This window comes from Pseudomonas sp. ARP3, assembly GCF_001029595.1.
GTDB lineage: Bacteria > Pseudomonadota > Gammaproteobacteria > Pseudomonadales > Pseudomonadaceae > Aquipseudomonas > Aquipseudomonas rhodesiae.
This window is the reverse complement of sequence record NZ_LEKF01000062.1, coordinates 1-1086: the sequence shown is the minus strand read 5'-3', so window position 1 is coordinate 1086 and position 1086 is coordinate 1. Positions and strand designations below refer to the sequence as shown.

The 1086-nt window shown below is 65.9% G+C and carries 1 protein-coding gene; it reads right to left on the bottom strand.

The features are described from left to right. A partial coding sequence (locus tag ABX75_RS28005) for an AMP-binding protein (protein WP_047883140.1) occupies nucleotides 1-1086 on the bottom strand: 1086 nt, incomplete at both ends.

The following is a 1086-nucleotide window of genomic DNA, read 5'->3' as shown; positions in this document are numbered from 1 at the left end:
GCAACACCTCGGCCCAGATCGCGGCGATCTGTTGTTCCAGTTCGGTTTCAGGAGCCACGTAGGTCTGCTGCATCAGGCTCGCGTCCGGCGCCGGCAGGCCCTTGCGGTCGAGCTTGCCGTTGGGGGTCAGCGGCATCTGCGCCAGGAACATAAAGTGCGTAGGCACCATGTAGTCCGGCAGGCGGGTTTTCAGGGCGCGACGCAGGCTGTCGCGCAGCGCGCCGTCGTCGGTGGCGCGGGCCGGCACCACGTAGGCCACCAGTTGCTTACCGGACGGGCCGTCGTGGGCCACCACCACGGTTTCGCCAACGTTGTCCTGCTCGCGCAGACGCGCTTCGATCTCGCCCAGTTCGATACGGAAGCCGCGGATTTTCACTTGGTGGTCGACCCGCCCGAGATAATCCACTACACCATCCGCACGCCCGCGGGTCAGGTCGCCGCTGCGGTACACGCGGCTGCCGGGTTTGCCGAACGGGTCCGGCACAAAGCGTTCGGCGGTCAGTGCCGGGCGCTCCAGATAACCCCGCGCCACGCCCTCCCCGCCCAGGTACAACTCACCGGCCACGCCGATGGGTTGCAGGTTGAGCTGCGCGTCCAGTACGTAGCCGCTGCGGTTGCCCAACAAGGTGCCGATCGGCGCGTACACCGCGCCGCATGGGTCGCCGCGTCGCGCTTTCCATAGCAATGGCGTGACCACGGTTTCGGTCGGGCCATAGCCGTTGAACAGGTACGTCGGTTTCAGCGCGCGCCAGGCCAGGTCATAACTGGCCTGGGCCACCGCATCGCCGCCAAAGCAGTACACGCGCACATTCGGCGGGTTGCCATCGCGTTCGGCATGCTCGGCCAGTTGTTGCAGGTACACCGGCGGGAACACCGCCATGGTCACGTGGTGACGGTGCATCTGTTCGTAGGTGTACTCGGGCAGCCACAGGCTGTCGTCGCGGATGAGCACACTGGCGCCGTTGATCAGCGGGTGCATCCAGCCTTCGTGGGAACCGTCGAAGGCGAACGACATAAAGTGCAGTTCGCAGTCGGTCGGGCCGGTTTCGTAGCGTTCGCCGGTGGCGATGATATGCGCCACCAACG